Raw genomic sequence first — 22153 nt, 5'->3', positions numbered from 1 at the left:
GTATGCCGCCCCTCCGACATCGAGGCCGTCGCGCAGGATCAGCCTCGCACGGGAGTCCACACGTACGGCGTTGTCGTCGACACCTTCACCAGTCCCGACCGCTCCAGGATCGGGCGCGAGAACTCAGTGGAATCGGAGTGGAGGTAGCGGACCCCACGCGCGATAGCCGAGCGCGCCCGCTCCGCCGTGAGAGCGCGGTAGATGCCGCGGCCTCGCCACTCCGGGAGCGTCGCACCGCCCCAGAGACCGGCGAACTCGGTGCCGGCCACCGGCTCGAGCCTCCCGGCGCTGATCACCTCGTCGTCCACGACAGCGATCCACAGCTCCGCCGAAGGGTCTTCGCGCAGGTGCACGACGAGCTCCTCCGACCTCGAACGCCAGTCGGGGTCATCGAAGACGCGGCCCTGCATCTCACCCGCCGCGAACACGTCGGCATCACTACGGCTCCGCCTGATCCTGACGTGCTCAGGAACGTCGACGTGCCGCGCGAGCGGGCGTGCCTCACCGATCATGATGGATTCCGGCTCCTCCGGCACGAAGTCGCGAGCGACAAGAGCGTCGTGCAGGCCGGGGGCACGATCGTGACCGCGGGTCTTCCACTCGACCGACCTCACCTCCGGACGCCCCGCGAAGTGGTCGGCCGCCGCGTCGACCAACAGCGCGACGTCGTCCGCATCCACGTCGCCGAGCTCGGCATACGTGACGAAGCCGCGTCCGCCGGGGAACGTCGCCATCAGGAGCGGTCCGTGCGCCGCCGCGTTCGATGCCCCCGCGATCTCGGGATGTGTGCGGAGCTGACGGTCGTACGCTTCCAGGAACTGCAGCTGCATGATGAGATCCTCTCAGACGGCGGGGCGGCCGCTCTCGGCACCACGGAGAGCGGCGACCGCCGCGAGCGCGGCAGCACCGCACATCGCGACGATGACGGCGACGAACCAGCCCCAGGTCGTCGAACCGAACACGAGACCGAGCAGCCACCCGAACACACTCGACCCGGCGTAGTAGGCGAAGTAGTACAGCGAGGATGCCTGTGCCCTGCTGGCGGGGTCGGCCGCGACGGGCGTCCACCCCGAGGCGATGGCGTGCGCGCCGAAGAACCCGGCGGTGAACAGCACGAGCCCGGCCAGGACGACGCCGGCCACCGGAAGCAGCAGCAGTGCGGCACCCACGGCCATCACTCCGATCGAGGAGAGCAGGACCAGGAATCGCCCGGCCCGCGAGGCGAGCGTCCCGGCCCACGGCGACGACACCGTGCCGGCCAGGTATGCCAGGAACAGCAGGGTGACCAGCCAGGCGGGAAGGAGGAACGGTGCGGCCGAGAGATGGAACCCGAGGTAGTTGTACACCGCGACGAAGGCACCCATCAGCAGGAATCCCTGCGCGTACAGGGCCCACTGCAGAGGTGAACGCAGAGGCGCCATGAGCTTCGCCAGGATGCCGGGCCCTCGATCGGTGCGCAGACGACCGGGGACGAATCCCCTGGCGCGGGGTGTGAGCCAGAGGAACAGAACGGCGGCGAGCGCGCACATTACCGCGACCGAGAGGATGCCGGTCCGCCAGCCTCCCACTTCCCCGACGATCCCCGAGACGATGCGCCCGAGCAGTCCACCGACCGTGGTCCCGGCGATGTAGCTCCCCGCGGCAGCGGCGGTATGACGTACTTCGACCTCTTCGCTGAGATAGGCCAGTGCCACTGCGGGTACGGCCCCCAGCGCCATCCCCTCCGCGAATCGCAGGACCAGCAGCGCGGCGATCTCTCCGCTCAGCGGGGCGACGAGGCCGAGTCCCGTGGCGGTGAGCACCCCGGTGGCCATGGCAGGCACGCGACCGATGCGATCGGCCACCATCGACCAGGGGATGACGGCCAGCGCCAAGCCGAGCGTGGCAGCCGACACACTCAGCGCAGCCGTCGCCGGCGTGACCGAGAGCTCGGCCGAGATCTGCGGCAGCACGGCCTGTGCCGAATACAGCTGGGCGAAAGTCGCGACCCCGGCGAAGAACAGACCGACGAGGAGCCGGCGGTACTCGCGTGATCCCGGGGTGTGACCCGCGAACGTCACCGTGAACTGATCCGCTGCCAGAGGGCGTCGGCCTGCTCGATCGTGCTCTCCACGGTGCCCGACGTATCGATCACGACGTCGGCGATCGCGAGACGGCGGTCGTCGGATACTTGGGCGTCGATACGCTCCTGCGCTGCACCCTCACCCATGCCGCGCAACTCGACGAGACGCTCGCGGCGCACGTCAGCCGGCGCGTGCGCGACGACGATGAGATCCCAGGGATCGTCTACCCTCGCCTCGACCAGGAGCGGCACGTCGTAGACGACCACGGCATCCGCGTCGCCGCGGACGGCCGCATCGAAGCGCCGCTGGGATTCCTCACGGACTGCGGGGTGGACGATCGCGTTGAGCTGCGCGAGGAGACCCGCATCGCCGAACACCTTCGCACCGAGCGCCGCCCTGTCGAGGGAGCCGTCCGAGGAGATGACGTCGTCGCCGAAGGTCTCGGCGATCCTGACGAGCACCGGCGAACCGGGAGACTGCACATCGCGAACGATCTGATCGGCGTCGACGATGACGGCACCGTGCTCGGCCAGGCGGCGGGCGATGGTCGACTTCCCGGAAGCGATACCGCCGGTGAGTGCGATGAGAGGCATGCGGTCAGTCTAGGCTTCGCCCCGACGCGACTCATCTCGCGCGCAACTGGCGACGGGAGCTGATCACACCGGTATCGAAGCCGGCCAGGTGGAGTCCGCCATGGAACCGCGCGTGCTCGATCTTGATGCAACGGTCCATCACCACGGACAGCCCCGCGCCCTCGGCGATCGCCGCGGCATCCTCGTTCCACGAGCCCAGCTGCAGCCACAGCGTCTGCGCGCCCGCCTCGATGGCCTCCTGTGCCACGCCGGGGAGGTCGTCGTGGCGTCGGAACACGTCGACGATGTCGGGGACGACGGGCAGATCGCTCAGGGTCGCGTAGACGGGCTGCCCGAGGATCTCGGTCTCCCGCGGGTTCACCAGGTAGACGTCGTAGTTCGTGCTGGAGAGCAGGTAGGTCGCGACGAAGTAGGACGCGCGGGCGGGGTTGTTCGACGCCCCGACGATCGCGATCGACCTCGCGCGTCGCAGCAGGCCGAATCGCTCCTGCTGGTTCGGTCCGCTCCAGGTGCGCCCCGGCACCGCGACCGCGACGGGAGTCCCACCGGGCAGTGCACACGTCGCCGCATCGGTCACAGCCGGCAGCGCGCAGGCATCGCCCGAACTCGTCGTGCTCATCGGTTCGCTCCCGTCGCCGTGGTGAGGGCCTGGTCGAGGTCCCAGATGATGTCGTCGGCGTCTTCCAGACCGACTGAGATGCGGATGAGGTCGGGACGCACGCCCGCGGCGACCAGCTGATCCTCCGTGAGCTGCCGGTGCGTCGTCGAGGCCGGATGGATCACGAGCGTGCGCGCGTCGCCGATGTTCGCGAGGTGCGAGGCCAGTTGCAGATTCTCGATCAGGGTCTCCCCCGCCGCGCGACCGTCCGGCGCCGCGACCCCGAACGCGAACACCGAGCCGGGACCGAGAGGCAGGTACTTGGCTGCGCGTGCGTGGTGCGGGTGTCCTTCGAGCCCGGCCCAGGTGACGTAGGCCACACGAGGGTCCGAGGCGAGCCAGTCCGCGACGACGCGGGCGTTCGCGAGGTGGGCGTCTATGCGCTGTGGAAGGGTCTCGATCCCCTGGAGGAGGTTGAACGCCGACTGCGGGCTGAGCGCGGGGCCGATGTCCCGCAGTTGCTCGGAGCGGAGCTTGGTGAGGAAGCCGTACTCGCCGAAGTTGTCCCACCACTTGATGCCGCCGTACGACTCGACGGGTTCGGTCATCTGCGGGAACTTGCCGTTGCCCCAGTCGAAAGCGCCCTTCTCGATGACGACGCCGCCGAGGGTGGTGCCGTGTCCTCCGAGGAACTTCGTCACGGAGTGGATGACGATGTCGGCGCCGTGCTCGAGCGGACGGGCGAGGTAGGGCGTGGCGAGCGTCGCGTCGACCACGAGCGGGACACCGGCCGCGTGGGCGATCTCGGCGAGTCCTTCGATGTCGGCGATCTCCCCGGAGGGGTTGCCGATCATCTCGACGTAGACCACCTTCGTCTCCGGACGGATCGCGGCGGCGAAGTCCTCGGGATCGGTCGAGGCGACGAACGTGGTCTCGACCCCGAAGCGACGCAGCGTGACGTCGAGCTGCGTGACCGTGCCACCGTAGAGCTGGGCGGCGGCGACGACATGATCGCCTGCTCCGACCAGGGCCGCGAACGTGATGAACTCCGCGCTCATCCCGGAAGCCGTCGCGACGGCGCCGATTCCACCCTCCAGCGATGCGAGGCGCTCTTCGAGAGCCGCGACCGTCGGGTTTCCGATACGCGAGTAGATGTTGCCGTACTTCTGCAGGGCGAAGAGGTTGCCGGCATCCGCGGCGTCGTCGAAGACGAACGAGGTGGTCTGGTAGATCGGCACCGCCCTGGCCCCGGTGGCGGCATCCGGCGTTCCCCCCGCATGGAGGGCTCTGGTGCGGAATCCGAAGCGGTGTTCTTCGGTCATGATGTCCTCGATTCAGAAGCGGAGTTCAAGAGCGCAGTTCCGCTGTGGAGAGCACGTCGGCGATGTCCGCGACGGCCCAGGGATTCTGCAACGACGTCGTGTCACCGAGCTGCAGGGCCTCGCGACCCTGCCTTCGTGCCTGCTCGGCCTCCCAGAGCTGCGCCAGGAGCCGGCGCATGATCTTGCCCGACCGGGTCTTGGGCAGGTCGGGGACCACGACGATGTGCTTCGGCTTGGCGACGGGGCCGATCGACCGCGCGACCTGAGCGCGGAGGTCGGCCGGCGTCACCTCGGCCCGGCCCGAAGCCGTCACGAACGCGACGACGGCCTGGCCGGTGACGGGGTCGGAGACCCCGGCTGAACCGGCTTCGCCGACGGTGTCGTGAGCGACGAGGGCCGACTCGATCTCGATGGTGGAGAGTCGGTGACCCGAGACGTTGACGACGTCATCGAGTCGCCCGAGGATCCAGATGTACCCGTCGATGTCGACGGTCGCCCCGTCGCCGGCGACGTAGAAGCCGCCGAACTCTCCCCGACCGGCGTAGGCCGACCAGTACGAGTCGCGATAGCGCTCCGGATCACCCCAGACGGTGCGGGCCATGCCCGGCCAGGGTCGGCGCACGACGAGCGTCCCCGAACGTCCCGGTTCGACCGGATGCCCCTCGGCATCGACCACCGCGGCATCGATCCCCGGGAGCGGCACCGAGGCCGAGCCCGGCTTGAGGCGCGTGACGCCCGGCAGCGGGGCGATCATCGCGGCACCGGTCTCGGACTGCCACCAGGTGTCGATCACCGGCAGCGCATCCCGGCCGAAGTTCTTCCGGAACCATACCCACGCCTCGGGGTTGATCGCCTCGCCCACCGTACCGAGCAGACGGAGCATCGAGAGGTCGTGGCCCCCAGGGAGATCGGCGCCGAACCAGGTCATGAAGGTACGGATCAGCGTGGGCGCCGTGTAGTAGACGGTCACGCAGTAGCGCTCGATGATCTCGAGGTGCCGCTCCCGGTTCGGCGAGTCCGGCGTGCCTTCGTAGATGACCTGGGTCAGCCCGTTCGACAGCGGACCGTAGATCTCGTAGGTGTGCGCGGTGACCCAGGCCAGATCGGCCGTGCACCAGTGCACGTCGTCGGGCTTCGCGTCGAAATGCGCCCAGTGCGCCCAGCTCGCCTGCGTGAGGTATCCGCCCGACGTGTGGACGAGTCCCTTCGGCTTCCCGGTGGTGCCGGACGTGTAGATGATGAAGAGAGGATGCTCGGCATCGAACGCCGGGGCGTCGTGCGCCGGCGATGCCGTGTCGACCACCTCGTGCCACCAGACGTCCCGACCTTCGGTCCACGGCACCTGCTGGCCCGTGCGTCGGAGCACGAGCACATGCTCGAGGTCGGGGAGGTCCGCGGCCGCCGCATCGGCCGTCGACTTCACCTCGGTGGCGGTGCCGCGTCGGAACTGTCCGTCGCTCGTCACCAGCAGCTTCGCTCCGGTGTCCTCGAGGCGGAAGCGCACGGCCTCCGCGGAGAATCCCCCGAACACCAGGGAGTGCACGGCTCCGATCCGGGCACAGGCGAGCGTGATGACGATCGTCTCCACGAGCACGGGCAGGTAGATCACCACACGATCACCCGGCTCGATGCCGAGCGCCACGAGAGCATTCGCGGCGCGTGCGACCCGCTGCTGCAGATCGGAGTACGTCACCGCGATGCGGTCGCCCGGCTCCCCTTCGAAGTACAGCGCCACCTTGGCTCCCCGACCGGCATCGACGTGCCGGTCCACGCAGTTGACGGCCACGTTGATCCGCCCTCCGACGAACCAGCGCGCGGCGGGAACCACATCTCCGATCGGAGGCTCCCACTCGTGCGCGGTGTCCCACGGTTTCGCCCAGTCGAGGCGTCGAGCGGCGTCCTCCCAGAACGCGACGGGATCCACTGCCGCGCGCGCATAGGCCTCACCGGAGACGTTCGCCTCCGGGAAGTCGTTCGACGGCTCGTAGACGCGTGTCTCCTGCAGTCGGGCCTCGGTCACGCTCACACCCACCGTCGCAGCAGGTACTTCTCTGCCAGGGCGAGGACTCCGTTGGTCACCGTACCGAGCAGTGCCAGCAGCACGATCGAGAGCAGGATCCGATCGACACGGCCACTGTTCTGGGAGTCGGTCAGCAGGAAGCCGAGGCCCATCGAGGAAGCGATGAGCTCTGCGGCCACCAGGAACAGCCACGCCTGTGCGAGCGCGAGGCGGAGCCCGGACACGACGGACGGTACGACCGCGGGCAGCTGCACGATGCGGAACAGTGACCATCCGCGCAGGCTGAACGAGCGCCCGGCCTCGACGAGCTGCGGATCCACGTGTCGGAGCGCCGAGGCGACGGTCGTGTAGACGGGGAAGAACGCTCCGATCGCGATCAGCGTGACCTTCGACTCCTCACCGATCTGCATCCAGAGGATGAGCAGCGGCACCCAGGCCAACGAGGGCACAGCCCTCACGGCGGCGAGCGTCGGGCTCAGCAGCACGTCCCCGAGCCGTGACAGGCCCACCACACCGGCCGCGGCGAGTCCGATCACCGAGCCGATCGCGAATCCGAGCAGTACGCGCTGCACCGAGATGGCGATGTGCGTCCAGAGCTGCCCGGTCTCGGCCAGCTCGATGCCTGCCTGGAGGACCGAGACGGGTGTGGGCAGACGGTAGGGCGGGACGAGTCCGTTCGTCGTCACCACCTGCCAGACGATCAGGATGATCGCCGGGAGCAGCAGCCCTGCCACGATCCGCACGACGGGGCGGTCCCAGGATCGTCGTGCGCTGCGGTTCGGACGTCGGAGCTCGCCCTTGGCGAAGTCGAGCGCGTCCCGCGAGTCCGCGGGCACGAGCACGCGCTGGTCGAGTTCGCTCACTCGCCGCCGACCGCCTTCTCGGCGAACGTCGCGTTCACGATCGAGGACAGCGCCTTGTCCACCGACTCCTTGCCTCCCTGCACGTCGCCGGACTCGACGAGCACGGGCGCGATCTTCTCCAGGACGCCGATCTGATCGTCACCCGGGATGCCGCTCACGTCGAGGTTCGAACGCTCCTGGATCACGGTGGTGGCGACGCCGATGTCGATGCCTGCCACCTCGGCGAGGAGCGCTGCCGTCTCGTCGGGGTTCGCCAGCGCCCACTCCCGTGCCTTCTCGTACGCATCCACGACCGCTTGCGCGAGGTCGGGGTGGTTCGTGATGAAGTCCTCGGTCGCGTTCAGGAACCCGTACGTGTTGAAGTCGACGTTGCGGTAGACGAGCTTGTCGCCCGACTCCGCCTCGGCGGCTGCCATGATCGGGTCGAGGCCGGACCACGCATCGACCGAACCGCCGTCGAGGGCGGCACGACCGTCCGCGTGCTGAAGGTTCTGCACCTCGACGTCCGACAGCGACAGGCCCCCTTCTTCGAGCGCCTGGAGCAGGAAGAAGTACGGGTCGGTCCCCTTGGTCGCGGCGACGGACTTGCCCGTGAGGTCTTCGATCGACGTGATGTCGCTGTCCGGTCCGACGACGATCGCCGCCCACTCGGGCTGCGAGAAGATGTCGATGACCTGGATGGGCGAGCCGTTCGCTCGGGCCAGGAGCGCTGCAGAGCCGGCCGTCGAGCCGACGTCGACAGAACCGGACCGCAGCAGTTCGTTCGCCTTGTTCGAGCCGGCGGACTGCACCCACTCCACGGTGACGTCATCTCCGAGGATGTCCTCCAGGATGCCCTGGTCGCGGATCACCAGGCTCAACGGGTTGTATGTCGCGAAATCGATCGACAGCGTGTCGGACGACCATTCGGTCGTGCCGGATGTGGGCTTCGCGTCGGTGGCAGCAGCGTTCTCTCCGGCGACGCAGCCGGTGGACACGAGCATCATCGTCCCCGCGATGGCGATCGCAGGGATGATTCGGCGGGTGGTGATGCTCATCGGGTCTCCTCGGCGGTGCGGTGGTGGGTGTCTACGCCGAGGCCCTCGAGGAGCTCGGCGCGCAGGTCGGCGAGACCACGATCGGCGCGGTCACGGGGACGGGCGCCTGGCACGGTGATCGTGCGGGCGATGGATGACTCGTCAGGTCGGGTCGCGCTCAGCGTGCGCAGGAGCAGGACGCGATCGGCGAGATAGAGCGCTTCCTCGACATCGTGCGTCACGAGGAGCACGGTGGTCGGCTCTGCGGCGTGGATCTTCAGCAGCAGATCGTGCATCCGCAGGCGCGTGAGCGCGTCGAGCGCCCCGAAAGGCTCATCGAGCAGCAGGACACCGGGGTTCCTGGCAAGGGCTCTGGCGAGGGATGCACGCTGCGCCATCCCGCCGGATACCTCTCGCGGTCGCTGATCGGCGGCATCGTCGAGGCCGACCAGGTGCAGAAGTTCTCGTACACGATCGCGTCCCGCGCGGCGCGCGGTGCCCCGCGGCAGGCCCAGTTCGACGTTCTGGGCGATCGTGCGCCACGGGAGCAGTCGTGGCTCCTGGAAGGCGACGGCGGTGCGGTCGTCGACCGCCGCTACGGGTGTGTCCTCGAGGCGGATGGCGCCCCGTGTCGGGGAGTCCAGACCGCCGACCAGACGGAGGAGCGTCGACTTTCCGCAGCCGGAAGGCCCGACGACGGCGACGATCTCTCCGGCGGAGACCTCGAGGTCCACGCCGCGCAGGACGTCGCGGCGTCCCCGCGCGAGAGGGAAGGACCGTTCTACACCTTCGAGCCGCACTTCCTGCGCTGCACCGGCCGCCGCAGAGGCATCGGTCGTATGCGGCGCCGGCAGCAGGGTGGTCATATGCCCATGCTGGCCGAGCGCGTGGCCTGTTACGAATGCGGTCGTAATGTTGCGTCACGGGCGGGCAGCCGCGGTCCGGACATGCGAAACGGGCCGCCACACCCGCCCGAAGGCGAGGTGACGACCCGTTTCAGAATGCTGCTTAAGCGTTGCCGCCCGAGAGCTTCTCGCGCAGAGCGGCGAGAGCCTCGTCGTCGGCGAGGGTGCCGGCGCCGGCAGCCTCGCTCGTGAAGGACTGGCCGCCGAAGTCTTCGCCGGCCGCAGCCTCGGCCTCGGCCGCCTTGACGACCTGAGCCTTGTGCGCCTCCCAGCGAGCCTGGGCTGCAGCGTACTCCTGCTCCCATGCCTCGCGCTGGGCGTCGAAGCCTTCCTTCCATGCACCGGTCTCGGCGTCGAAGCCCTCCGGGTACTTGTACTCGCCGTTCTCGTCGTACTCGGCGAGCATGCCGTACAGGGCCGGATCGAACTCGGTGCCGTTGGGGTCGACCGACTCGTTGGCCTGCTTCAGCGACAGCGAGATGCGACGACGCTCGAGGTCGATGTCGATGACCTTGACGAAGACCTCTTCGCCGACGGAGACGACCTGCTCGGCCAGCTCGACGTGCTTGCTGGAGAGCTCGGAGATGTGGACGAGGCCCTCGATGCCGTCTGCGACGCGGACGAACGCACCGAACGGAACGAGCTTGGTGACCTTACCCGGCGTGACCTGACCGATCGCGTGGGTACGGGCGAAGACCTGCCACGGGTCCTCCTGCGTCGCCTTCAGCGACAGGGAGACGCGCTCGCGGTCGAGGTCGACCTCGAGGATCTCGACGGTGACCTCCTGGCCCACCTCGACGACCTCGGAGGCGTGCTCGATGTGCTTCCAGGACAGCTCGGAGACGTGCACGAGGCCGTCCACGCCACCCAGGTCGACGAACGCACCGAAGTTGACGATCGACGAGACGACACCCTTGCGGACCTGACCCTTGTGCAGGTTGTTCAGGAACGTGGTGCGCGACTCCGACTGCGTCTGCTCGAGCAGCGCGCGGCGGCTCAGGACGACGTTGTTGCGGTTCTTGTCGAGCTCGAGGATCTTGGCCTCGATCTCCTGGCCGAGGTACGGCGTGAGGTCGCGGACGCGGCGCAGCTCGATGAGCGAGGCCGGCAGGAAGCCGCGGAGTCCGATGTCGACGATGAGTCCACCCTTGACGACCTCGATGACCGTACCGGTGACGACGCCGTCGTTCTCCTTGATCTTCTCGACGTCTCCCCAGGCACGCTCGTACTGTGCGCGCTTCTTGGAGAGGATCAGACGGCCTTCCTTGTCCTCCTTCTGGAGAACGAGGGCCTCGACCAGATCGCCGACAGCGACGACCTCGTTGGGGTCGACGTCGTGCTTGATCGAGAGCTCACGCGAGGGGATGACACCCTCGGTCTTGTAGCCGACATCGAGGAGGACCTCATCGCGGTCGATCTTGACGATCGTGCCTTCGATGATGTCGCCGTCGTTGAAGAACTTCAGGGTCTTCTCGACCGCGGCCAGGAAGTCCTCAGCAGATCCGATGTCGTTGATGGCGACCTGCTTGGTGGCCGGGGCGGTCGTTGCGGTAGTCATGTAGTGGGTTGTCCTTGTTGAATGGAGACTCGGGCTGAGAGGCAAAGACCGCGCACGGCCGACAGCATGCTTCACAGCAGTTGGATTTTGGTTTTCTCGCCACGAGGGCATGCGCATGCACGCCACGAGTGACGGTTAAGGCTATCAGAAGTTCTGATACAGCAGGAGTCGGATTCGGCGGACCGACCGACTGTGGATAACTCCCGCGGGCTCGTGGCGCTTCCGACTACCGTGACGGGGTGATCTCGCCGACTCCCGCTCCCGCCACATCCCGCCGCTTCGGCGCCTTCGCGATGGTTCTCGGCGTCATGGTCCTCGCCGGATGCACGCCGTCGCCAGCCCCGACGCCCACCCCGACCGCAGCGTTCGCCTCGGAAGAAGAAGCCTATGCCGCCGCGGAGGAGACGTTCACCGAGTATGCGGACGCGACGAACAGCACCGATCTCACCGACCCATCTTCGTTTGCAGAAGTCTTTGACTGGCTCACGGGCGAAGCGCTCGCGTCCGCCCGTGAGAACTACAGCCAGTTTTATGCCGCAGGAATCACTCGGAGCGGCTCCTCCGCTTTTGATGCCTTTACTCCGATCGAGTACGCGCATGCCACTGTCACAGCGCGCACTTGTCTCGACGTGTCGGAGGTGCAGTTGTCTAACGCGGACGGCTCCTCCGCGGTCCCGGCGGATCGACCGCCGCGTCAGTCGATCGAGATCGTGTTCGTCGTAGCCGATACGGACACCAAACTCGCTATCTCATCGACCACTCAAACAGAGAACCTCCAATGCGGGTGATCTCCCGGCCATTTGCCTCGTTGCTCCTGTTCGGAGCCTCCGTCGTTGTGCTCGGGCCCCCAGACCCACCCCCTCCGCAAGCTGGATTTGATGGGGCCTGGGCGTCGACTAACGCAGGAACTGTGGTGATCTCAGGCACCCAGACGCAACCCTCCTCCGGTACACCCCACAGCGGCTCGCCCCGAGGAGACGCTCCGCCCTCCCCCTCCGGCCCCGGATTCCCCGTGCACGAGTTCGACTTCGATTCCTGCCTCGACGACTGGAACAGCTCCCGCGGGTGCTTCCGCGCGGTGTCCGATGAGGAGCCGCCGACCGATCCCGCGCAGGACGCGACTGCCGCCCCGACCATCACCATCGACGACCTCGCACAGTTCGCGCCCGATCCCGTGGCGAATGTGGGAGAGCCCGACAACCTCGGCGTCGCCGGCATGCCGACGAACTTCGTCGCTGCAGCAGCGGTGCACACTCGCTCAGGATCGCTGTTCGGCACGGTTCTCACCGTGCGGTTCACGCCTGTCGGGTATGAGTTCGTGCACGGCGACGGCACCTCCGCGACCTCGAGCACAGGCGGACAGACCTGGTCAGCGCTCGGCCAGGCACCGTTCACGCCCACCACGACGAGTCACACCTATGACGAGCGCGGCACCTACCGGGCCCACGTCACCGTGCGTTACACCGCAGAGGTCGATCTCGGCGGGGGCTGGTTCCCGGTGACCGGGCAGCTCACGATTCCTGGCCCGGCTCGGGAGATACGCATCTTCGAAGCGCACACCGCCCTCGTGGCCCACACCTGCGAGCAGAGACCGACAGCACCGGGGTGCTGAGCCGGACCGACAGGCGCGCTATCGCACGGCAGTCACGACCGCCGCAGCACCGTCGGCATCGACGAAGCCCTCGAGGGTCAGGACGGCGTCGTCCTGGATGCCTTCCGCAGGCACGAAGGTGATCTGCGGGACCAGGTCCATCGTGCACACCTCGTTCGCACTCGGCTCCAGTCGGATGATCCCTTCCTTCGCATTCACGGTTTCCAGCGTTCCCGAGGCCGGCACGCAGGTGGACGAGCCCCATGTGAGGATCGCGAGCTCATGCGCGTCTATCCACGCCGCCGCCGGGGTCTGCCGCGACATCCGATCGGCTGGGATGATCTCCCCCGTTGCGAGTGCCGGCAGGGTGAGCTCGGCCTTCTCTCCCCCGACCTCGGTCACGGTCAGCTCGACAGGGCGGGAGGAGTCGAACCCGGCAGGGAGGCCGAGGTACAGGCCGTGCGCCGTCTGCACAGCGGCGCACGCCTGGTCCGGCCCGGCGACGAGCACGATCTCCAGCGACTGCTCCCCCGCCACGAGGTCGCCGATCTGCGGTGAGCATGCGTCGCCCCACGTCTTCAGCACGAACGACGTCGCATCAAGCCACGCCGCCCGCGGCGCGTACGAGGCATCGGATGCGTCGGGGCCGGATGTCGACTCCGGAGCCGGGGATGTGCCCGCAGATGCTGCACAGCCGGCCAGGACTCCGGCGAGCACCACCCCGCCCAGGATCACAGCGGACAGCGTTCGAGGGAGAGCATTCATACTCCTGTGTGTCACGACACCCAGGATCGTCTCATCCACGGCTGGTGGGCCACGCCGCCGACGCAGGGGGCCGGTGCCGGGTCGGAGACCCGTGTCAGACTGTGCTCGTGACCGATCGCCTCATGCTGCTCGACACCGCCAGCCTCTACTTCCGTGCGTTCTACGGCGTCCCCGACAAGGTGACCGCGCCGGACGGCTCTCCGATCAACGCGGCGCGGGGTCTGCTCGACATCGTCGCCAAGCTCGTCACGCTCTACGAGCCCACGCACGTCATCGCCTGCTGGGACGACGACTGGCGGCCGCAGTGGCGCGTAGATCTCATCCCGAGCTACAAGACGCACCGCGTCGTCGAGGTCATCGCGAATGGGCCCGATGTCGAAGAGGTACCCGACCCGCTCGAAGCGCAGATCCCCCTCATCCGCGAGACGCTCGCTGCGATCGGCATCCCCATCATCGGTGTCGCCGACCATGAGGCCGACGACGTCATCGGAACCCTGGCCACCGACGCCACGATGCCGGTAGACATCGTCACGGGCGACCGCGACCTCTTCCAGCTCGTCGACGATGCCCGCGATGTGCGTGTGATCTACACCGCGCGTGGCATGAGCAATCTCGAAGTCGTGACCGACGCGACGGTCGTCGCGAAGTACGGGGTACTCCCCTCCCAGTACGCCGACTTCGCCACGATGCGCGGCGATTCCTCCGACGGCCTCCCCGGCGTCCCCGGTGTCGGAGACAAGACCGCCGCGACGCTCCTGCAGGCGCACTCCGACCTCGAGGGCATCCGCGCCGCTGCCGAGACGGGAGAAGGCATGAGCGCCGGGGTACGCGCGAAGATCCTCGCAGCGACCGCCTACCTCGACGTGGCTCCGACGGTGGTCGCGGTGGCCAGGTCCCTCCCCATCACTGCGCCGGACGTTCCACTCCACGTGCTCGACCCCTCGGAGGTCGACGCGGCGAACACCCTGGCCGAGAAGTGGAATCTCGGCGGCTCCATGACGCGCGCGGTCGCCGCTGTGTCGAAGGCCGCCCTCGCGTCCTGATCGTTCTCGGGGCCGCTGCGTCTACTCCGCCCAGGCGAGCAGTCGGGAAAGCCCCCACGTCGTGACGATCCGCGAGGCGGGAACGCCTGCACGCTCTGCGCGCTCGGCGCCGTGATCGAGCAGAGAGAGCTGTCCTGGTGCGTGCGCATCCGAGTCGATGGAGAACAGGCATCCCGCCTCGAGGGCGATCGCGATCAGTTCGTCCGGTGGATCCTGCCGCTCGGGGCGGGAGTTGATCTCGACGGCGACGCCGTTTTCGGCGCACGCGGCGAAGACCGCAGTCGCATCGAACACCGACTGCGGGCGGGTCCCCCGCTCTCCTTGCACCAATCGCCCGGTGCAGTGGCCGAGCACGTTCACCCGCGGATGCGACACCGCGGCAATCATCCGCGCGGTCATCGGTCGTGCGTCCATGCGCAGCTTGGAATGCACGGACGCCACGACGATGTCGAGCTCGCCGAGCAAAGAGTCCTCCTGGTCCAGAGTGCCGTCTTCGAGGATGTCGACCTCGATACCGGCCAGAAGCGTGAAGCCCTCACCGGACTCATTGCGCACCAAGGGAATCTGCTCCCGCAGCCGTTCGGCGGAAAGCCCACGTGCCACGCGAAGTCGCGGCGAGTGATCGGTGATCGCCTGATACTCGTGCCCGAGCGCACGCGCTGCCGCGGCCATCACCGGGATGGGCGTGGTGCCGTCGGACCAGTCAGTGTGCGCATGGAGATCACCGCGCAGCTTCGATCGGAGCACGGATACCCGCTCCGGCTCGACATCGCCGCGCAGTTCGACCAGGTACTCCGGCACCTCCCCGGCCTGAGCCTGCCGGATCACCGCGAACGTCGACTCCCCGATCCCCTTCGCCGCGCGCAGCCGCGTGGGGTCGGCGCGGACGCCCTCGGGAAGGTCCTGCAGCGTCGCCGCCGCCTGCCGGAACGCCTTCGCCCGATACCGGGAGGCCCGCTCGCGCTCGAGCAGAGATGCGATCTCCAGTAGCGCGTCGACGGGATCCACGGTCACTCCTTCGGTGCAGCCAGCTCGCGACTCACCGAGATCCACTGGTCGAGCTTGGCCAGGGCGCGGCCGTCGTCCACCGCAGCCGCTGCCTTGTCGTATCCCTCACGAAGGCGTTCGAGGATCGGTCGCTGCACCTGTGTGGCGTCCTGGGAGAGCTCGAAGGCGACGATGCCCGCGGCGGCGTTGAGGAGCACGATGTCCCGCACCGCGCCCGTCTCGCCCGCGAGGGTTCGCCTGAGCACCTCTGCATTGTGCTGCGGTGACCCTCCGATCAGGTCCGCGAGGTCGGCGATCGGGATGCCTAGATCACGCGGGTCGAGATCGTGCTCATGGATGTCTCCGCGCGTGACCTCCCAGATGCGACTGTGCCCCGTGGTGGTCAGCTCGTCGAGCCCGTCATCCCCTCGGAAGACGAGCGCCGTCGCGCCACGCGTTCGGAACACACCGGTGATGAGGGGAACGCGCTCGATCTGTGCGACGCCCACCGCATTGGCCTCCGCGCGGGCCGGGTTGCAGAGCGGTCCGAGCATGTTGAAGACCGTGGGAACGCCGAGCTCGGCGCGGACGGAACCGGCGTGCCTGAACCCGGGATGGAAGGCCCCCGCCCAGGCGAACGTGATCCCGGTGCGATCGAGGATGGAGGAGACCGACGACGGATCGAGCGACAGCTCGAGACCGAGAGCTCCGAGCACGTCGGAGGAGCCGGACGCCGAGCTCGCGGCACGGTTGCCGTGCTTGACCACCGGCACTCCGGTGGCACCGATGATGATCGCCGCGGTGGTCGAGACGTTCACCGTACCGACGCGATCGCCGCCGGTACCGACGATGTCCAGCACGTCAGGAGAGACGGGAAGAGGCACCGCGGCCTCGAGGATCGCGTCACGGAAGCCGACGATCTCGTCGATCGTCTCCCCCTTCGCCCGAAGTGCGACCAGGAAGCCGGCGAGCTGAGCCTCGGTGACACTCCCTTGCATGATCTGGCGCATCGCCCACGTCGACTCCCACACACTGAGATCGCGGCGCTCCAACAGAGAGGTGAGCACGTCGGACCAGGTCAGGGAATCAGCCATGTGTGCGATCCTATCGGCGCGGAGAAAACATGCAGATGCTTCCGGGCGGACGTGCGATCAGCGCCCATCCCTTGTTTCCCGCGGATTCACCGGCTATTCGCAGTGTTTTCTTAGGGTCCCCTAAGTCGAACTCAGGCAATCCTGGGCCCGCAGGTGCAAGAATCACGCCCGCGGATCGGCCATAATGGAGGGGTGACGACCTCAGCGACGTATGCCCCGGCGGCGAGAACGATTAAGCGGCCCAACCCGGTAGCTGTCGGCACCATTGTGTGGCTCGGCAGCGAGGTGATGTTCTTCGCGGGACTCTTCGCGATCTACTTCACCCTCCGCAGCACCTCTCCGGAGCTGTGGGCGGACCGGACCGAGCTGCTGAACGTCCCGTTCGCCGCAGTGAACACTGCGATCCTGGTGCTCTCCTCGTTCACGTGCCAGATGGGCGTGTTCGCGGCAGAAGACCTGCAGCCCTACAAGATCGGCAAGGGACAGAAGAACGGCGCCGGCCGCCGTCGTCTGTTCGGCTGGGGAATGGTCGAGTGGTTCTTCCTCACCTTCGCTCTCGGCGCCATCTTCGTCTCCGGCCAGGTCTGGGAGTACGCGCAGCTGGTGGCTGAAGGCATGCCGATCAGCGCCGACTCGTACGCCTCCGCGTTCTACCTGACCACGGGCTTCCACGCCCTGCACGTCACGGGTGGCCTGGTCGCGTTCCTGCTCGTCATCGGCCGCGCCTACGCGGTCAAGAACTTCCGGCACAAGGAGGCGACCTCCTCGATCGTGGTGTCCTACTACTGGCACTTCGTCGACGTCGTCTGGATCGTGCTGTTCCTCGTTATCTACTTCCTGAAATAAGAGCGGAGCTGATCCCCGAGATGGCACGAGAGAAGAAGCGCCGTTCCAGCGGTCGTCGCAGCCCTTTGGCGGCGGCCGCGCTCATCGGAGCAGGCCTCATGATCACCGGCGCTGTGTACGCCGGAGCGACCGCCGCGTTCGCCGCGACCGACACCCAGTCGGCTGCGACCTCGCAGCTGACGGTGGAAGACGGCAAGAAGCTGTTCACCGCCAACTGCGCCACCTGCCACGGTCTCGACCTGCAGGGAACCGCCAACGGCCCCAGCCTGTACGGCGTGGGTGAGCTGGCCACCGAATTCCAGCTGTCGACCGGCCGCATGCCGCTGCAGATGCAGGGCCCGCAGGCTCCGCAGAAGGCACCGCAGTTCACCGAGGACCAGATCCTCGCCATGGCCGCCTTCGTCCAGTCCGAGGCTCCTGGCCCGACGTTCCCGTCGGACCACATCCTCGACGGCAAGGGCGATGTCTCCAACGGTGCGGAGCTCTTCCGCGTCAACTGCGCGATGTGCCACAACGTGGCCGCAGCCGGTGGAGCGCTCACCGAGGGCAAGTACGCTCCCGGTCTCGGCGAGACCAGTGCACTGCACATGTACGCGGCAATGGTCACCGGCCCGCAGAACATGCCGGTCTTCGGCGACATGAACCTGTCCGACGAGGACAAGCGCGACATCATCTCGGCACTGCTCTTCCAGCAGCAGTCCGTGCAGATCGGTGGATTCTCGCTCGGCTCGCTCGGACCGGTCTCCGAGGGCCTGTTCGTGTGGATCTTCGGTATCGGCGCGCTCGTCGCCGTCACCGTGTGGATCACGGCGAAGTCCAACTGACGCTTAATCATCGAAGAGGAACGTACGAGGAGCACCATGGCACACGACGACGACTCGCAGGCTCTTGACAGGGCCTACCAGCCCTCTCCAGGGCTGGGTGTCGCAGTCAGCGATCCCGTGCAGAACCCCGGGCTTCCGCCGCACCGCGAGCGGATGACCGACAAGGACCCGCGCGCAGAGAAGGCCGCTGTCCGCACTGTCTACACGCTGTTCTACCTCTCGCTCGCCGGGAGCATCTGGGCGGTCGCCGCCTACATGCTGTTCCCGATCGAGAGCGGCGCGCTCATCGACATCCGTCAGAACAACCTCTTCATCGGTCTCGGCATCGCTCTCGCGCTGCTGGCCCTCGGCATCGGTGCGATCCACTGGTCCAAGGCGCTCATGTCCGACAAGGAGTTCATCGAGCACCGCCACCCGACCCGCGGCAAGGACTCCACGCGTGAGGCGGCCATCAAGGCCTTCTCGGACGCGAACGAGGAGTCCGGTTTCGGCCGTCGCACCATGATCCGCAACTCGCTGTTCGCCGCGATCGTCGCCTCGATCATCCCTGGCGTGACGCTCTTCCGCGGACTGGCTCCGCACTCCACACCGGATGACCCCACTGCGGGAGATCCGGTCGTGCTTCTCAAGCACACCATGTGGGAAGAGGGAGCACGCCTGGTGCGCGACCCCGACGGCACACCGATCCGCGCGGCCGACGTCACGCTCGGCTCCGCTTTCCACGTGATCCCGGAAGAGCTCGCCACCCTCAGCCACAGCGACGGTTACCTCGAGGAGAAGGCCAAGGCCATCGTGCTGATGATGCGCCTGCGTCCCGAGCAGCTGATCGAGGCCGAGGACCGCAAGGACTGGTCGTACGACGGCATCGTCGCCTACTCCAAGGTCTGCACGCACGTCGGCTGCCCTGTGGCACTGTACGAGCAGCAGACACATCACCTGCTGTGCCCGTGCCACCAGTCGCAGTTCGACGTCACGGACCACGCAAAGGTCATCTTCGGCCCGGCGGCACGTCCGCTGCCGCAGCTGCCCATCACCGTCGATGACGAGGGCTACCTGGTCGCACGCAGCGACTTCACGGAACCCGTCGGCCCGAGCTTCTGGGAGCGCCATTGAGCACCGCAACGCTGTCCAAAGAGGACAAGGACACCAAGGCGCCCCTCGGCGGTCGCTTCGTCGGTGCCGCGTCGAACTACATCGATGAGCGCACCAGCCTCTCCGGCTTCGTCAAGGAGCTGGGACGCAAGATCTTCCCCGACCACTGGTCGTTCATGCTCGGCGAGATCGCCCTGTGGAGCTTCGTCGTCGTGTTCCTCTCCGGAACCTTCCTGACGTTCTTCTTCCAGGCGTCGATGGTCGAGACCCACTACACCGGCGCCTACGCGCCGATGCGTGGAATCGAGATGTCCGCGGCTCTCGAGTCGTCCCTGCACATCTCCTTCGACCTGCGCGGTGGCCTTCTGGTCCGCCAGATCCACCACTGGGCGGCTCTGGTGTTCATCGCCGGCATCGGCGTGCACATGCTCCGCGTGTTCTTCACCGGTGCGTTCCGCAAGCCGCGCGAGCTGAACTGGGTGATCGGTTTCATCCTCTTCATCCTCGCGATGGCCGAGGGCTTCACCGGCTACTCGCTGCCCGACGACCTGCTCTCGGGTAACGGTCTCCGCATCATCGACGGAATGATCAAGGGCCTCCCCCTGATCGGCACGTGGACCTCCTTCCTCCTGTTCGGCGGAGAGTTCCCGGGCACCGACATCGTCGGCCGCCTCTACACGCTGCACATCCTGCTGCTGCCGATGCTGGTGATCGCGCTGATCGTCGTGCACCTCATGCTGATGATCATCAACAAGCACACGCAGTTCGCCGGCCCCGGCCGCACGAACGACAACGTCGTGGGCTACCCGATGATGCCGGTCTACATGTCCAAGATGGGCGGCTACCTGTTCATCGTCTTCGGCACCATCGTGTTGATCGCGACCTTCTTCCAGATCAACCCGATCTGGAACTACGGCCCGTACGACCCCTCCCCCGTCTCCGCCGGCACGCAGCCGGACTGGTACATCGGCTTCGCGGATGGCGCCCTGCGTCTCGCTCCGTCGAACTGGGACATCGTCTTCTTGAACCACACCTGGTCCTTCGGAATCATCGCGCCGGTTCTGGTCCTCGGTCTGTTCATCGTGGCCGTGGCGATCTACCCCTTCATCGAGGCATGGGTCACCGGCGACAAGCGCGAGCACCACATCGCGCAGCGTCCGCGCAACGCCGCGACCCGCACCGCGATCGGCGTCGCCGGCGTGGTCTTCTACGCCGTGCTGTGGGCCGCTGCATCGTCCGACCTCATCGCGACGCACTTCATGCTCACGATGGAAGGCGTCATCCACACGCTGCAGGCGCTGCTCTTCCTCGGACCGATCCTCGGCTACTTCATCACCAAGCGCATCTGCATCGCGCTGCAGAAGAAGGACCGCGAGATCGTCCTGCACGGTTACGAGTCGGGCCGCATCGTCCGCCTCCCCGGCGGCGAGTTCATCGAGGTGCACCAGCCTGTCGACAAGTACGACCGCTGGAAGCTCATCGACGTCGACACCTACGAGCCGCTCGTGGTGCGTCCGAACGCGAAGGGTCGCATCCCGTGGACGGAGAACCTCCGTTCTTCGATCTCGCGCTGGTTCTTCGAGGACCGTCTGGCGCCGCTCACCCAGGCGGAGGTCGAGGCCGCGGATGCTCACCAGCACCACGTCACGGCTCAGAACGACGAGACCGAGGCTGCGGAGATCCAGGGCGCGCATGAGCGTGCAGGATTCCCCGACGCCCCGCTCACGGTCGACGAGACGCACGTCGACGAGACGCCCAACACCCCCAGCACGGTCATCGCGACCGAGCCGGTGAAGAAGCCCCGCAAGAAGTCGGAGGACGGCGAGTAGTCGCCGCTCCCCCACTGATGAAGGCCTCGTCCACGCGGACGGGGCCTTCATCGTTGTTGCCGAATGAGAGGATCGAACCATGTCTTCCGCCGTCCAACTGATCCGAGCCACTTCCCTCGCCGATGCTCCCTATGCCTACGCCGCGACAGCCCCGTCCGGATCACGTCTCATCTTCCTTGCGGGCGCGTGTCCGCTCAACGACGACGGCTCGACCGCCGCGCCCGGCGATTACGCGGCACAAGCAGCCAGGTGCGTGGAGACCCTCGAGGAAGCGCTCGACGTCGCCGGCGCGTCCCTCACCGATGTCATCAGCACACGAGTACTGGTAGCTTCTTCGTCCCAGGCCGACCTCGTCACCGCCTGGGATGTGGTCCACGCCGCCTTCGGCGCGCACGACGTCCCCAGCACCCTCCTCGGCGTCACGGTGCTCGGATACGACCACCAGCTCGTGGAGATCGAGGCCATCGCCGCCGTGGCCGACTGACCTCGGCCAACTGATCCTGGCTGCTTGAACATGGAGATCGTCATCCGTCCGGCCACCCCTGACGACGACACCGCCACCGAACGCATCGAGATCGCCGCGGATGCGCTGCTGGTCGACCGTTTCGGCGCGGTCGACTGGCCTCCCCCTACGCCCGCGGTCGAACGCACGTCGTCGCCGGGGTTCGTGCTGGTTGCCGAGCACACCGACGACGCAGCAGTCGAGCCCCCTGTCGTCGGGTTCGCCCACGTGCTGGAGATCGATGGTCATGCGCACCTCGAACAGCTTTCCGTGCTTCCGTCATACGGGCGCCGGGGAATCGGTCGTGAGCTCGTCAAGGCTGCTCTCACGGAGGCACGGAACCGCGGGTACGCAGAGATCACGCTCCGCACGTATGTGGATGTGCCCTGGAATGCCCCCTTCTACAGCTCCTGTGGTTTCGTCGCGAGCGATCCGGACACTCCGCTGCTCCGGAAGCTCGTCGAGGTCGAATCCGCGCTCGGTCTCTTCGAGTATGGTCCGCGCGTGCAGATGACTGCATCACTCTGAATTGCGGGAGCGGAACAGGCCTCCTGCGATTCGTGGGCAGGATGTGACCGCATTCGCACGTCACGAGACGGGATTCCGCTGTCGACGTCTCGCATCGGCTCCTTAGGCTGAGGG

22 protein-coding genes are annotated in these 22153 nt (G+C 67.3%); 9 read left to right on the top strand and 13 right to left on the bottom strand.

What is annotated here, in order from left to right:
• Window positions 1-38 precede the first annotated feature (38 nt).
• The 10 genes from HDC31_RS17790 to rpsA all read right to left on the bottom strand — a co-directional run bounded on the left by HDC31_RS17790 (window position 39) and on the right by rpsA (window position 10938).
• Entirely contained in the window at window positions 39-830 is a 792-nt protein-coding gene (locus HDC31_RS17790) for a GNAT family N-acetyltransferase (RefSeq protein ID WP_113680213.1), read from the bottom strand.
• Window positions 831-842: 12 nt separating this feature from the next.
• Window positions 843-2060: an MFS transporter gene (locus HDC31_RS17785; protein ID WP_113680214.1), complete on the bottom strand. Its 1218-nt coding sequence runs from the start codon at window positions 2058-2060 to the stop codon at window positions 843-845.
• Window positions 2057-2656: a dephospho-CoA kinase gene (coaE, locus tag HDC31_RS17780; RefSeq protein ID WP_058632240.1), complete on the bottom strand. Its 600-nt coding sequence runs from the start codon at window positions 2654-2656 to the stop codon at window positions 2057-2059. Before coaE ends, HDC31_RS17785 begins: the two co-directional genes overlap by 4 nt.
• A gap of 31 nt (window positions 2657-2687) precedes the next feature.
• Entirely contained in the window at window positions 2688-3275 is a 588-nt protein-coding gene (locus tag HDC31_RS17775; RefSeq protein WP_082682659.1) for a CoA-binding protein, read from the bottom strand.
• Window positions 3272-4576, bottom strand: a complete 1305-nt coding sequence (locus HDC31_RS17770) for an O-acetylhomoserine aminocarboxypropyltransferase/cysteine synthase family protein (RefSeq protein WP_058632239.1) — start codon at window positions 4574-4576, stop codon at window positions 3272-3274. The genes HDC31_RS17775 and HDC31_RS17770 overlap by 4 nt, the downstream gene beginning before the upstream one ends.
• Window positions 4577-4601: 25 nt before the next feature.
• Complete coding sequence (acs, locus tag HDC31_RS17765) at window positions 4602-6608, bottom strand: acetate--CoA ligase (protein ID WP_113680215.1); 2007 nt, start codon at window positions 6606-6608, stop codon at window positions 4602-4604.
• Window positions 6599-7459, bottom strand: coding sequence for an ABC transporter permease (locus tag HDC31_RS17760; protein WP_058632237.1), 861 nt, complete (start codon window positions 7457-7459; stop codon window positions 6599-6601). The genes acs and HDC31_RS17760 overlap by 10 nt, the downstream gene beginning before the upstream one ends.
• Window positions 7456-8496: an aliphatic sulfonate ABC transporter substrate-binding protein gene (locus HDC31_RS17755; RefSeq protein WP_113680216.1), complete on the bottom strand. Its 1041-nt coding sequence runs from the start codon at window positions 8494-8496 to the stop codon at window positions 7456-7458. Before HDC31_RS17755 ends, HDC31_RS17760 begins: the two co-directional genes overlap by 4 nt.
• A complete protein-coding gene (locus tag HDC31_RS17750; RefSeq protein WP_046749288.1) occupies window positions 8493-9341 on the bottom strand; it encodes an ABC transporter ATP-binding protein in 849 nt (282 codons plus the stop codon). Before HDC31_RS17750 ends, HDC31_RS17755 begins: the two co-directional genes overlap by 4 nt.
• Window positions 9342-9483: 142 nt before the next feature.
• Entirely contained in the window at window positions 9484-10938 is a 1455-nt protein-coding gene (gene rpsA, locus HDC31_RS17745; RefSeq protein ID WP_046749289.1) for a 30S ribosomal protein S1, read from the bottom strand.
• Between the two features lie 239 nt (window positions 10939-11177).
• Between rpsA and HDC31_RS17740 the strand changes: the two genes are divergently transcribed.
• A complete protein-coding gene (locus tag HDC31_RS17740; RefSeq protein ID WP_113680217.1) occupies window positions 11178-11726 on the top strand; it encodes a hypothetical protein in 549 nt (182 codons plus the stop codon).
• A 224-nt stretch (window positions 11727-11950) separates the two neighbouring features.
• Window positions 11951-12550, top strand: coding sequence for a hypothetical protein (locus tag HDC31_RS17735; RefSeq protein WP_257022307.1), 600 nt, complete (start codon window positions 11951-11953; stop codon window positions 12548-12550).
• Between the two features lie 18 nt (window positions 12551-12568).
• On the opposite strand, the gene HDC31_RS17730 is transcribed toward HDC31_RS17735, so the two are convergent.
• Window positions 12569-13294 carry a hypothetical protein gene (locus HDC31_RS17730; RefSeq protein ID WP_113680219.1) on the bottom strand — a complete coding sequence of 242 codons (726 nt, stop codon included), beginning with the start codon at window positions 13292-13294 and terminating at the stop codon, window positions 12569-12571.
• 107 nt (window positions 13295-13401) lie between these two features.
• Between HDC31_RS17730 and HDC31_RS17725 the strand changes: the two genes are divergently transcribed.
• Complete coding sequence (locus HDC31_RS17725; protein WP_058632820.1) at window positions 13402-14337, top strand: 5'-3' exonuclease; 936 nt, start codon at window positions 13402-13404, stop codon at window positions 14335-14337.
• A gap of 21 nt (window positions 14338-14358) precedes the next feature.
• Here the strand turns inward: HDC31_RS17725 and HDC31_RS17720 are convergent, their stop codons facing one another.
• Both HDC31_RS17720 and trpD read right to left on the bottom strand, forming a co-directional pair.
• Window positions 14359-15345, bottom strand: coding sequence for a PHP domain-containing protein (locus HDC31_RS17720; protein WP_174799765.1), 987 nt, complete (start codon window positions 15343-15345; stop codon window positions 14359-14361).
• A gap of 2 nt (window positions 15346-15347) precedes the next feature.
• Window positions 15348-16418, bottom strand: a complete 1071-nt coding sequence (gene trpD / locus HDC31_RS17715; protein WP_046749293.1) for an anthranilate phosphoribosyltransferase — start codon at window positions 16416-16418, stop codon at window positions 15348-15350.
• Window positions 16419-16706: 288 nt separating this feature from the next.
• On the opposite strand from trpD, the gene HDC31_RS17710 reads away from it, so the two are divergent.
• The 6 genes from HDC31_RS17710 to HDC31_RS17685 all read left to right on the top strand — a co-directional run bounded on the left by HDC31_RS17710 (window position 16707) and on the right by HDC31_RS17685 (window position 22039).
• On the top strand, window positions 16707-17264 hold the full coding sequence (locus HDC31_RS17710; protein ID WP_227751204.1) for a heme-copper oxidase subunit III: 558 nt from the start codon (window positions 16707-16709) through the stop codon (window positions 17262-17264).
• A gap of 20 nt (window positions 17265-17284) precedes the next feature.
• Window positions 17285-18088 carry a c-type cytochrome gene (locus tag HDC31_RS17705; RefSeq protein WP_058632814.1) on the top strand — a complete coding sequence of 268 codons (804 nt, stop codon included), beginning with the start codon at window positions 17285-17287 and terminating at the stop codon, window positions 18086-18088.
• Window positions 18089-18124: 36 nt separating this feature from the next.
• Complete coding sequence (locus tag HDC31_RS17700) at window positions 18125-19201, top strand: ubiquinol-cytochrome c reductase iron-sulfur subunit (RefSeq protein ID WP_046749295.1); 1077 nt, start codon at window positions 18125-18127, stop codon at window positions 19199-19201.
• Window positions 19198-21009, top strand: coding sequence for a cytochrome bc complex cytochrome b subunit (locus HDC31_RS17695; protein WP_058632813.1), 1812 nt, complete (start codon window positions 19198-19200; stop codon window positions 21007-21009). Before HDC31_RS17700 ends, HDC31_RS17695 begins: the two co-directional genes overlap by 4 nt.
• Before the next feature lie 79 nt (window positions 21010-21088).
• Window positions 21089-21493, top strand: coding sequence for a RidA family protein (locus HDC31_RS17690; RefSeq protein WP_046749297.1), 405 nt, complete (start codon window positions 21089-21091; stop codon window positions 21491-21493).
• Window positions 21494-21523: 30 nt separating this feature from the next.
• Window positions 21524-22039, top strand: coding sequence for a GNAT family N-acetyltransferase (locus tag HDC31_RS17685; protein WP_113680221.1), 516 nt, complete (start codon window positions 21524-21526; stop codon window positions 22037-22039).
• Window positions 22040-22153: the final 114 nt, after the last annotated feature.

Origin of the sequence: Microbacterium sp. JAI119 (assembly GCF_013410135.1) — a bacterium.
Lineage (GTDB): Bacteria > Actinomycetota > Actinomycetes > Actinomycetales > Microbacteriaceae > Microbacterium > Microbacterium oxydans.
This window is presented reverse-complemented; position numbering and strand designations above follow the sequence as displayed.

Coding starts and splice junctions, on each gene's coding strand:
- HDC31_RS17790 (WP_113680213.1), bottom strand. CDS start 830: ATGCAGCTGCAGTTCCTGGAAGCGTACGACCGTCAGCTCCGCACACAT.
- coaE (WP_058632240.1), bottom strand. CDS start 2,656: ATGCCTCTCATCGCACTCACCGGCGGTATCGCTTCCGGGAAGTCGACC.
- HDC31_RS17775 (WP_082682659.1), bottom strand. CDS start 3,275: ATGAGCACGACGAGTTCGGGCGATGCCTGCGCGCTGCCGGCTGTGACC.
- HDC31_RS17770 (WP_058632239.1), bottom strand. CDS start 4,576: ATGACCGAAGAACACCGCTTCGGATTCCGCACCAGAGCCCTCCATGCG.
- HDC31_RS17755 (WP_113680216.1), bottom strand. CDS start 8,496: ATGAGCATCACCACCCGCCGAATCATCCCTGCGATCGCCATCGCGGGG.
- HDC31_RS17750 (WP_046749288.1), bottom strand. CDS start 9,341: ATGACCACCCTGCTGCCGGCGCCGCATACGACCGATGCCTCTGCGGCG.
- rpsA (WP_046749289.1), bottom strand. CDS start 10,938: ATGACTACCGCAACGACCGCCCCGGCCACCAAGCAGGTCGCCATCAAC.
- HDC31_RS17730 (WP_113680219.1), bottom strand. CDS start 13,294: ATGAATGCTCTCCCTCGAACGCTGTCCGCTGTGATCCTGGGCGGGGTG.
- trpD (WP_046749293.1), bottom strand. CDS start 16,418: ATGGCTGATTCCCTGACCTGGTCCGACGTGCTCACCTCTCTGTTGGAG.
- HDC31_RS17710 (WP_227751204.1), top strand. CDS start 16,707: ATGTTCTTCGCGGGACTCTTCGCGATCTACTTCACCCTCCGCAGCACC.
- HDC31_RS17705 (WP_058632814.1), top strand. CDS start 17,285: ATGGCACGAGAGAAGAAGCGCCGTTCCAGCGGTCGTCGCAGCCCTTTG.
- HDC31_RS17700 (WP_046749295.1), top strand. CDS start 18,125: ATGGCACACGACGACGACTCGCAGGCTCTTGACAGGGCCTACCAGCCC.
- HDC31_RS17690 (WP_046749297.1), top strand. CDS start 21,089: ATGTCTTCCGCCGTCCAACTGATCCGAGCCACTTCCCTCGCCGATGCT.
- HDC31_RS17685 (WP_113680221.1), top strand. CDS start 21,524: ATGGAGATCGTCATCCGTCCGGCCACCCCTGACGACGACACCGCCACC.